Origin of the sequence: Pseudomonas sp. PB120 (assembly GCF_009761815.1) — a bacterium.
Classification (GTDB): Bacteria; Pseudomonadota; Gammaproteobacteria; order Pseudomonadales; family Pseudomonadaceae; genus Aquipseudomonas.
Window position 1 is genome coordinate 1 of the sequence record NZ_RWIN01000129.1, and the last position, 9,065, is coordinate 9,065.

General features: G+C 61.9%; 10 protein-coding genes. 4 read left to right on the forward strand and 6 right to left on the reverse strand.

All coding sequences use genetic code 11. The annotated features are described in order from the left end of the window. Positions 1-103: 103 nt before the first annotated feature. The 3 genes from cueR to EJA72_RS23550 all read right to left on the reverse strand — a co-directional run bounded on the left by cueR (position 104) and on the right by EJA72_RS23550 (position 3,479). On the reverse strand, positions 104-517 hold the full coding sequence (gene cueR, locus EJA72_RS23540; RefSeq protein ID WP_157714291.1) for a Cu(I)-responsive transcriptional regulator: 414 nt from the start codon (positions 515-517) through the stop codon (positions 104-106). Then, complete coding sequence (locus tag EJA72_RS23545; protein ID WP_157714293.1) at positions 514-2,907, reverse strand: heavy metal translocating P-type ATPase; 2,394 nt, start codon at positions 2,905-2,907, stop codon at positions 514-516. Before EJA72_RS23545 ends, cueR begins: the two co-directional genes overlap by 4 nt. Before the next feature lie 188 nt (positions 2,908-3,095). Beyond that, a complete protein-coding gene (locus tag EJA72_RS23550) occupies positions 3,096-3,479 on the reverse strand; it encodes a hypothetical protein (protein ID WP_157714295.1) in 384 nt (127 codons plus the stop codon). 147 nt (positions 3,480-3,626) lie between these two features. Here EJA72_RS23550 and EJA72_RS23555 point away from each other — a divergent pair, with 147 nt between their 5' ends. Both EJA72_RS23555 and EJA72_RS23560 read left to right on the forward strand, forming a co-directional pair. After that, positions 3,627-3,824 (forward strand): cation transporter, encoded by a 198-nt coding sequence (locus EJA72_RS23555; protein ID WP_157714297.1) that lies wholly within the window; start codon positions 3,627-3,629, stop codon positions 3,822-3,824. 283 nt (positions 3,825-4,107) lie between these two features. Beyond that, on the forward strand, positions 4,108-5,304 hold the full coding sequence (locus tag EJA72_RS23560) for a multidrug effflux MFS transporter (RefSeq protein ID WP_157714300.1): 1,197 nt from the start codon (positions 4,108-4,110) through the stop codon (positions 5,302-5,304). A gap of 8 nt (positions 5,305-5,312) precedes the next feature. Here EJA72_RS23560 and EJA72_RS29000 read toward each other — a convergent pair whose 3' ends face one another. The 3 genes from EJA72_RS29000 to EJA72_RS23570 form a co-directional block, all read right to left on the reverse strand. Next, positions 5,313-5,483 (reverse strand): hypothetical protein, encoded by a 171-nt coding sequence (locus EJA72_RS29000; protein ID WP_178129551.1) that lies wholly within the window; start codon positions 5,481-5,483, stop codon positions 5,313-5,315. Positions 5,484-5,617: 134 nt separating this feature from the next. Beyond that, positions 5,618-6,631 carry a zinc-binding alcohol dehydrogenase family protein gene (locus tag EJA72_RS23565; protein WP_157714302.1) on the reverse strand — a complete coding sequence of 338 codons (1,014 nt, stop codon included), beginning with the start codon at positions 6,629-6,631 and terminating at the stop codon, positions 5,618-5,620. A gap of 32 nt (positions 6,632-6,663) precedes the next feature. Next, positions 6,664-6,957, reverse strand: a complete 294-nt coding sequence (locus EJA72_RS23570; RefSeq protein ID WP_157714304.1) for a putative quinol monooxygenase — start codon at positions 6,955-6,957, stop codon at positions 6,664-6,666. A gap of 118 nt (positions 6,958-7,075) precedes the next feature. Between EJA72_RS23570 and EJA72_RS23575 the strand changes: the two genes are divergently transcribed. After that, positions 7,076-8,005, forward strand: coding sequence for a LysR family transcriptional regulator (locus EJA72_RS23575; RefSeq protein ID WP_157714306.1), 930 nt, complete (start codon positions 7,076-7,078; stop codon positions 8,003-8,005). A 231-nt stretch (positions 8,006-8,236) separates the two neighbouring features. Next, complete coding sequence (locus EJA72_RS23580; protein WP_157714308.1) at positions 8,237-8,971, forward strand: helix-turn-helix transcriptional regulator; 735 nt, start codon at positions 8,237-8,239, stop codon at positions 8,969-8,971. Positions 8,972-9,065 lie beyond the last annotated feature (94 nt).

Consider the following 9,065-nt stretch of genomic DNA (forward strand, 5'->3'; position numbering starts at 1 on the left):
CTCGCGATAGCGGTGGGCCAGTGGCATAAGTATCGACTGACCCACCGCTATCGCGAGCAGGCTCGCTCCCACAGTTGATCTCCCACAGGAAGTTACTTGTCTGTCAGGCAGAAGCTGGTCCGGCGCAACATCCCGACTCAAGGTTCTTGAGGATCGGGCAATCCGGGCGGTGGTCGCCCTGGCAGTGTTCGACCAGGTCCTGCAACGTGTCGCGCAACTGGCCAAGTTCGCGGATTTTCTGATTCAGCTCGTCGATGTGCTGGCGTGCCAAGGCCTTCACATCGGCACTCGCGCGCTGGCGGTCCTGCCAGAGGGTCAGCAACTTGCCGACCTCTTCCAGCGAAAAACCCAGATCACGGGAGCGTTTGATAAACGCCAGCGTGTGCAAATCATCGTCGCCGTACACCCGGTAACCGCTGTCGGTGCGATGGGCCGCCTTGAGCAATCCGATGGATTCGTAATAACGGATCATCTTTGCGCTCAGGCCGCTGTGGCGGGCCGCTTGGCCGATGTTCATCGGTTGTCCTCCAGGTCCTTGGGTTTCCAGGTTTTCAACAGTAACGCATTGCTCACCACGCTGACGCTCGACAAGGCCATCGCCGCACCGGCCAGCACCGGGTTGAGAAACCCGAAGGCCGCCAGCGGAATGCCGATCAGGTTATAGACGAAGGCCCAGAACAGGTTTTGCCGGATCTTGGCGTATGTCTTGCGGCTGATCTCCAGGGCCGCCGGCACCAGCCGTGGGTCGCCGCGCATCAGGGTGATGCCCGCCGCGTGCATGGCAACATCGGTGCCGCCGCCCATGGCGATGCCGATGTCGGCCGCAGCCAGGGCCGGGGCGTCGTTGATGCCATCGCCGACCATCGCCACCACGCCGGTCTTTTTCAGTTCGGCGACCGTGGCGGCTTTGTCGGCCGGCAGTACCTCGGCGTGGACATCCTTGATGCCGAGCGCGTCGGCGACCACCTTGGCGCTGCCGCGATTGTCGCCGGTCAACAGATGGCTGCTGATGTGGCGCGCGTTCAGCTGCTGCACGGCTTGCAGCGCGCCGGGCTTGAGGGTGTCACCGAAGGCGAACAGGCCGAGGACTGTTGGAGCCGGAGTTTGCTCGATCAGCCAGGACAACGTCCGGCCTTCGGTTTCCCACGCCGTTGCGGAGTCGGCCAAGGGCCCGGCGTTCATGCCGCTCTCTTCCAGCAGCCGACGATTGCCCAATGCCAGGCGCCGACCGTCGAGCGTACCGGCGATGCCACGGCCGGTCAGGGATTGACTGTCGCTGACGTCGACCACGCTCAGACCGCGTTCGGCGCAAGCGTCCAGCACCGCTTTCGCCAGTGGATGCTCACTGCCCCGTTGCAGGGCACCGGCCATTTGCAGGAGGGCGGCCTCATCACCGTCGATGGCGCTCAAATGCGCGATACGCGGCTTTCCCGAGGTCAGCGTGCCGGTCTTGTCGAACACCACCGCGCTCACTTCATGGGCACGTTCCAGGGCTTCGGCGTCCTTGATCAGAATCCCGTAACGCGCCGCAACGCCGGTGCCGGCCATGATCGCCGTGGGCGTGGCCAGCCCGAGGGCGCAAGGGCAGGCGATCACCAGCACCGCAACGGCATTGATCAACGCGGTTTCCAGCGGCGCGCCGTATAGCCACCAGCCGATCAAGGTCGCCACAGCCAACAGAAAGACCACCGGCACGAAGACCTGGCTGACTTTATCCACCAGTTTCTGGATCGGCGCCTTTGCCGCTTGGGCGTCTTCGACGAGGCGGATAATGCGCGCCAGTACGGTTTCCGCGCCGAGCGCCAAGGTGCGAACCAATAGCCGACCTTCACCGTTGATCGCGCCGCCGGTCACCTTGTCGCCGGGTTGCTTGGGCACGGGCAGGCTTTCGCCGCTGATCAGCGCTTCGTCGGCGTGGCTCTGGCCTTCGATCACTTCGCCGTCCACCGGAAAGCGTTCGCCAGGTTTGACCATCACCAGGTCATTGAGACGCAACGCACTGATGGCGACGTCGTGCTCGCGGCCGTCGATCACCTGAATCGCCCGCTCCGGGCGCAAGGCTTCGAGGGCGCGGATGGCGCTGGCGGTCTGGCGCTTGGCGCGGCTTTCCAGGTATTTGCCCAGCAGGACCAGGGCGATGACCACCGCCGAGGCTTCGAAATACAGGTGCGGCATGCGCCCGGCAGCGGTCGCCCATTCGTAGAGACTCAAGCCATAACCAGCGCTGGTGCCGAGGGCGACCAGCAGGTCCATATTACCGGCACCGGCGCGAACGGCTTTCCAGGCGGCGACATAAAAGCGTGCGCCAAAGATGAATTGCACCGGCGTGGCCAGCGCGAATTGCGCCCAGGCCGGCAACATCCAGTGCACGCCGAACGGTTGCAGCAGCATCGGCAACACCAGCGGCAACGCGAGGACGATGGCCAGGATCAAGGTCCAGCGTTCACGGTGCAGGCGTTGTTGCTGAGGGTCGGTGTGCGGGTGTTCGGTTTCCCAAACGCTGGCGCTGTAACCGGCCTTGGTCACGGCAGTGAGCAGAGTTTGCGGATCGATCTGTCCGAGCAGTTCGAGGTGGGCGCGTTCGTTGGCCAGGTTGACGCTGACGCTCTTCACGCCAGGCACCTTGGCCAGCGCCCGTTCGACCCGGCCGACGCAGGAGGCGCAGGTCATGCCGTCGATGCTCAATTCCAGGCTGTGCTGCGGCACGCTGTAACCGGCCTGCTGCACGGCGTCCATCAAGGCCGGCAGGCTGTCGCGGGGTGCTTGAACCCGCGCCTGCTCGGTGGCCAGGTTGACGCTGACCGCCGTGGCGCCGATGACTTTGCTCAAGGCTCGCTCGACACGCCCCGCGCAACTGGCGCAGGTCATGCCGGCAATCGGTAGATCAAACGTGGTGGATTCGGACATCGGTCGCGCTCCCTGTAGAAGATGCCTACAGGATCAACCTTGCCATGCTGGCAAGGTCAAGCGCCATTCCATTTGTCACCGCAGACCAATGTAGGAGTGAGCCTGCTCGCGATAGCGGTGTATCAGTCGACATCTCCACAACTGAAACACCGCATCGCGAGCAGGCTCACTCCTACCCTAAGTCCGGGTCAATAATCGAGCGCAGCTTGCTTCAGGTACATCCCTTCCTGCGTCATCGCAATCCGGAACTTCAACACATCCCCGGCCTTGAGCACGATGTTCTGCGACCCCGGTGCCAGCATGCCCGGGTTGCAACCCGGTGCCTGGCCCGGCAGCAATTTGAGGCGCAGCGAGACATTGCCCGGCGGCAGGTTGAACGACGTGCTTTGCTCCTGGAACAGTCGGGCTGACAGCTGATCCTGGATGTACACGCCGATCTCGCAGCTGGTCGACACTTCCAGGCGTTCGCGGGAAATGATCAGCACGCCATAATCCTCCCCGTTGGCATTGACCGAAGGGACGGCGGCGAAAAGGCTGAGGAAGCCAAACAGGCTGAGAGCTGACCAGCGCATGGCTGAATCTCCTGATGTCGAGTCATTGATGTACGCAGCTTGGCCGAGCGCGACGCCGAATGCCAGCCCGGCAGCTCACTTCAGAACTTGACCTTGCCATGGTGGCAAGCTCGAGACTGCTCGCAACCCTACTCAAGGAGTCATTCCATGCAAGTGTTCAACGTTCAAGGCATGTCCTGCGGTCACTGCGTCAAGGCCATCACTGAAGCTGTACAGGCCCGGGATCCGGCCGCCAGTGTGCGGGTCGATCTGGCGGCCAAGGAAGTCGGCGTCGAGAGTGCGTTGACGGTGGAGCAGGTGATTGCTGCTATCAGTGAAGAAGGCTATGAAGTGAAAGTTGCCTGAGGCAAAACTCTATCTCCCTGTGGGAATCCCTCTATAGGAGTGAGCTTGCGATAACGGTGTAGCAGCTGCCGAGGCACGAGGCTGCGTTGCGTGTCCGCAGGACCGCCCTCCGGGGCCGCTACGCGACCCAACGCAGCCTCGTGCCTCGGCAGCTGCTACACCGCGACCGCGAGCAGGCTCACTCCCGCAAAGGTTTTTAATAGTTAGCGAGCTATCTGAATGTTCAAGCCCTCCCTGCGCGGCTAGACTGTCGGCCAAGCTGACTTTGTCCCCTGGATGCCTGATGAACTTCCGCACCATTTTGATTCTTGGCGCCCTGAGCGCTTTCGGTCCGCTGGCGATCGACTTCTATCTGCCCGCCTTCCCGGCAATAGCGCTGGCCTTCGGCACCGATGAGCAGCACATTCAGCTGACGCTGGCGGCGTATTTTCTGGGGCTGTCCATTGGCCAGTTGGCCTACGGCCCAGTGGCGGATCGTTTTGGGCGACGCATTCCCTTGTTGACGGGCGTCGGCCTGTTCACCGCCGCGTCCCTGGCCTGTGCCTATGCGCCGAACCTGGAATGGTTGCTCGGCGCGCGTTTCGTGCAGGCGCTGGGCGGTTGCGCGGGGATGGTGATTTCGCGGGCGATCGTCAGTGACAAATGCGATGCGGTGGGCTCGGCCAAAGTCTTCTCGCAGTTGATGCTGGTCATGGGGCTGGCGCCGATTCTCGCACCGATGCTCGGCGGGTTGCTGGTCAACACCACGGGCTGGCAGTCGATCTTCGTCGTACTGACCGCTTTCAGTGGCATGGCAGCATTGGCCGTGGCGCTCGGTTTGCCGGAAAGCATGCCGGCCCACTTGCCTCGCCCGCCGCTGTCGGGATCGCTGCGTCAGTACGGTCGCCTGTTGTCGGATCGGGTGTACCTCGGTCACGCCCTGACCGGTGGCGTCGCCATCGCCGGGATGTTTGCCTACATCGCCGGTTCGCCGTTCGTGTTCATCAAACTTTATGGGGTGCCGGCCGAGCATTTCGGCTGGTTGTTCGGCATCAACGCGGCGGGTTTCATTTTGACCGCGCAGGTCAATGCACGACTGCTGGCCAAGCGTGGCCCGGCGTTTTTGCTGGCGCGCGCGGTGTGGGTCTACCTGGCCGCAGGCCTGACGCTGCTGGCGGTCAGCTCGCTGCACACCGAGCGGTTATGGCCGCTGCTGATTCCGCTGTTTATCTGTATCTCCAGCCTCGGCTGCATTCTGCCCAACGCCTCGGCCTGCGCCATGAACGGGCAGGGCGCCCGCGCCGGCAGTGCGTCGGCGATGCTCGGTTGCCTGCAATTCAGCGTCGCGGCCGGGGCGGCGTCGCTGGTGGGGGTTTTGTATGACGGCAGCGCCATGCCGATGGCCATGGTCATCAGCCTGTGCGCAATTCTGGTGGTGAGCGTGGCGATGCTCACCCGGCGTTTGCAGAATACCCGGACGCTGGCGCAAGCCCAGGTGTGAAGACGGGCTCAGCCAGCAGCGCGCTGTTGGCGGTCGGGAATTTGATGAGGGGCGTAAAGTCGCGCTTCAAGCGTACGGGTAAAGGCGCGTGCTTCGGCTTCGCTACGGAATGTCACCGCGTGTTGGTCCAGACGAACCTGCCACTGGGATTTTGCCATTTCTTTTATCAGGATCTTCATTGCTGACCTCCTTTTGTAAAAGATTGCATCGCAGAGGTTTCGATTGTAGACCTGAATACGATCGCAATTGTGACAAGGGTCAACTCTCGGACTGACGGTGTCGTCCTTTCGGACGACACTTGTATCAATCTGTTTCAGAAGCCCTCAAGCACGATCTTGCCTTTCGACTTTCCGCTTTCCAGCAGCGCATGAGCGCGGCGCAGATTCGCTGCATTGATCGAACCGAAATGCTCGCCGACCGTGGTTTTCAGCGTGCCGGCATCGATCAGTTCTGCGACGCGGTTCAGCAGTGTGTGCTGCTCGATCATGTCCGTGGTTTCAAACAGCGAACGGGTGTACATGAACTCCCAGTGCAGCGACAGGCTCTTGCGTTTGAGCTTGGTCACGTCGAGCGTTTTCGGATCATCGATCAGCGCCAGTTTGCCTTGCGGCGCCAACGCCTCGACCAGTTGATCCAGGTGCTGATCGGTCTGGGTCAGGCTGGCGACATGGGTCACCTGTTCGACGCCTGCACGTTTCAATGCCTCGCTCAGCGGCTGGCTGTGATCGATCACCAGGTCGGCGCCGAGTTCACGCACCCAACTCTGGGTTTGTGGGCGGGACGCGGTGCCGATGACCTTGAGCCCGGTGAGCTGGTTGGCGAGCTGCGTCAGAATCGAACCGACACCGCCGGCCGCGCCGACGATCAGCAGGCTCTGGCCTTCATCGGTTTGGCCTTCCTTTACCTGCAGGCGTTCGAACAGCAACTCCCACGCGGTGATGGCGGTCAGTGGCAGGGCGGCGGCTTCGGCGAAACCGAGGGTCTTCGGCATATGGCCGACGATGCGCTCATCCACCACATGCAACTCGCTGTTGCCGCCCGCGCGGGCGATGGAACCGGCGTAGAAGACTTTGTCGCCGGCCTTGAACAACGTCACTTCGCTGCCCACAGCCTTGACCACGCCGGCCACGTCCCAGCCCAGCACTTTCGCCACGCCGCCTTCAGGCTGGACGTTCTGTCGGACCTTTGTGTCCACCGGGTTGACCGAGATGGCTTTGACTTCCACCAACAAGTCACGCGGGCCGGCCACCGGTTCTGGCAGTTCGATGTCTTGCAGGGACTTTTCGTCGCTGATCGGCAACGAGGCGTAATAGGCAATGGCTTTCATGTGGGATTCCTGAGCGGTAATAGAAGAAGGGATTAGGCTACGGAGCGCAGACGCTTGAGTTCGAAGTGCTCAAGAAAGTCACCGGCCTTGGCGCGAAAGTGCTGGATATGTGCGCTGGCGTCGTGCGCTTGCAAGGCTTCGTCACTGCTCCACTGTTCGATCATGTAGAAGGCCAGTGGATTGGCGAGGTCCTGGTGCAGGTCGTATTGGCCGCAACCGGCCTCGGCGCGAGTGGGTTCGAGCAGCGCACGCAGATGCTGTTCGAGAGCGTCCTGCTGGCCGGCTTTGGCAATGAGCGTGGCAATGGCGGTGAAAGGCTGGGACATGGTCGACTCCGCAAGCATGATGATTTTGATGGGGTAGATGATTAGCTATTTCTCAGCAAGATAAAACCCGCTAAAAGAGCAGTCTCTTTCAATATTTTTTTGATAATCGAGGCTGAAGATGCTGCGTTTCGATGACTTGCAGTTGTTTGTCCGGGCTGCGGACCTGGGCAGCCTGTCGGCCGCCGCGCGGGGGATGGACATGTCGGCGGCGGTGGCCAGCGCGGCGTTGAAGCGCATTGAGCAGCAACTCGGCGCCCGTTTGCTCGCCCGTTCCACCCGCAGTCTGCGCCTGACCGCCGAAGGCGAAGGCTTTCTCGAATACGCCCGGGCGGCCTTGAGCAATCTGGATGAAGGTCGGCGGCTGTTGGCCAGCGGCCAGGATCAGGTCAGCGGGGTTTTGCAGTTGTCGGCGCCGTCGGACTTTGGCCGCAATCTGCTGCTGCCATGGCTGGACGAGTTCCAGCGCGAGCACCCGAAGCTCACCGTGCGGCTGCTGTTGGGTGACCGCATCGCCGATCTGTTCCGCCAACCGGTGGACATTGCCCTGCGTTATGGCGAGCCGGAAGACTCAAGCCTGGTGGCGCTGCCCATCGCCGCGCATAACCGCCGCGTGTTGTGTGCCGCGCCAAGTTACCTGGCCAGGCACGGCGAGCCGCGACAGCTGGAGCAACTGGCGCAGCACAACTGCCTGTTGTTCATGCTCGGCAGCCGGGTCCATGACCACTGGAGTTTTCACGACGGCAAACGCGAGGTCAGCCTGACCGTTAGCGGTGATCGCTTCAGCGACGATGCCGATGTCGTGCGTTTGTGGGCGGTGGCGGGTGCCGGGATCGCTTACAAATCCTGGCTCGATGTGGCGGCCGATGTGCTGGCGGGCCGATTGAAAGTCCTGATGCCGGAGTTGCTGTGTGAGCGCGCTCCGCTGAATCTGCTGTGCGCCCATCGCGCACAATTGAGTAAGCCGGTGAACCTGTTGCGGGAAATGCTTGCCAGCCGATGCGCCCAGTTGAGTAGTCAATATCCGCCTTTATCAGGCGATGATCATTAGTCGCAGGCAAATAGAGAAATTTCCCTCAGGAACTATCACCACCCTTGGATTCCCGAGGGCAGGAACCGGCGATCAACCCGCCTATACTAGCGCTCGCCTCAAATACGCACGGTCGATGTGAGTGGAACGCTTTGCCGGGGTTATGGCGGTTTCCCCGTGTTGGCTGACGGCACATTACTGGTCAAGATGTCTGAGAGCAGTAGACGAAACGATTCAACAGGGAGTGAATACATGGAACATGCACCTTGCATCAGCCAGATTGCCACGTTGCTGGCTGACCCAAAGCGCAGCGCAATGATGTGGGCCTTGATGGACGGCACGGCACGGGAAACCGACGAGTTGGCCTTGTTGGCCCGGTTGTCACCGTCTTCGGCCAGTGCCCACCTGGCGCGTTTGCTGGCCGGAGGCCTGTTGAAGCTCGAGCCCCGCGGGCGTAAACGATTCTTCCGGCTTTCTGCTCCTGAAGTCGGTGCCGCGATAGAAGCATTGGCCAGCGCCACCCTGGCCAGCAAGCCGCTGGACGTCCCGGACATCTTCAAACGCAGGGTCGCTCCCGCCAACCCGCAGACGGCTCCGTCGTCATTGTTGCGCGCAAGGCTGTGCGACGATCATCTGGGTGGCACAGTGGCGGCCGATCTTTATCAGCGTTTGCTGGAGGCTGGCTGGATCGAGCAGTTTGATCAGCGGGTCATGATCACGCACAAGGGCTCCACGCATCTGGCCGCACGCGGTGTGTTCATCCAGGCACTGGCTCATCGCAACGGCAGCGTCGCGTGCGCGTGTCCTGACTGGAGCGAAAGACGCCCGCACATGGGCGGGGCATTGGGGGCTGCGTTGTTGCAGTTGTTCATGCAATCGGGATGGTTGAGCCTGCCCGGCGATTCGCGGGCGCTGCACATCACTGCGGCGGGGCAGCGTGAAGTCCATCGCTTTGCCAAGGAAACCGAGTTGGAGATGGCGCTTTAGGGGGTTAGGGGCAACACAAAACCAAATGTGGGAGCGAGCCTGCTCGCGATGGCGGTGTGCCAGTCGAAAAAACTTCAACTGACACACCGCCATC

What these genes read in the sequence shown, in the direction of transcription:
- EJA72_RS23575 (WP_157714306.1), top strand. Translation starts at nt 7,076, where the DNA reads ATGCTGCGTTTCGATGACTTGCAGTTGTTTGTCCGGGCTGCGGACCTG.
- EJA72_RS23555 (WP_157714297.1), top strand. Translation starts at nt 3,627, where the DNA reads ATGCAAGTGTTCAACGTTCAAGGCATGTCCTGCGGTCACTGCGTCAAG.
- EJA72_RS23545 (WP_157714293.1), bottom strand. Translation starts at nt 2,907, where the DNA reads ATGTCCGAATCCACCACGTTTGATCTACCGATTGCCGGCATGACCTGC.
- EJA72_RS29000 (WP_178129551.1), bottom strand. Translation starts at nt 5,483, where the DNA reads ATGAAGATCCTGATAAAAGAAATGGCAAAATCCCAGTGGCAGGTTCGT.
- EJA72_RS23550 (WP_157714295.1), bottom strand. Translation starts at nt 3,479, where the DNA reads ATGCGCTGGTCAGCTCTCAGCCTGTTTGGCTTCCTCAGCCTTTTCGCC.
- EJA72_RS23560 (WP_157714300.1), top strand. Translation starts at nt 4,108, where the DNA reads ATGAACTTCCGCACCATTTTGATTCTTGGCGCCCTGAGCGCTTTCGGT.
- EJA72_RS23565 (WP_157714302.1), bottom strand. Translation starts at nt 6,631, where the DNA reads ATGAAAGCCATTGCCTATTACGCCTCGTTGCCGATCAGCGACGAAAAG.
- cueR (WP_157714291.1), bottom strand. Translation starts at nt 517, where the DNA reads ATGAACATCGGCCAAGCGGCCCGCCACAGCGGCCTGAGCGCAAAGATG.
- EJA72_RS23580 (WP_157714308.1), top strand. Translation starts at nt 8,237, where the DNA reads ATGGAACATGCACCTTGCATCAGCCAGATTGCCACGTTGCTGGCTGAC.
- EJA72_RS23570 (WP_157714304.1), bottom strand. Translation starts at nt 6,957, where the DNA reads ATGTCCCAGCCTTTCACCGCCATTGCCACGCTCATTGCCAAAGCCGGC.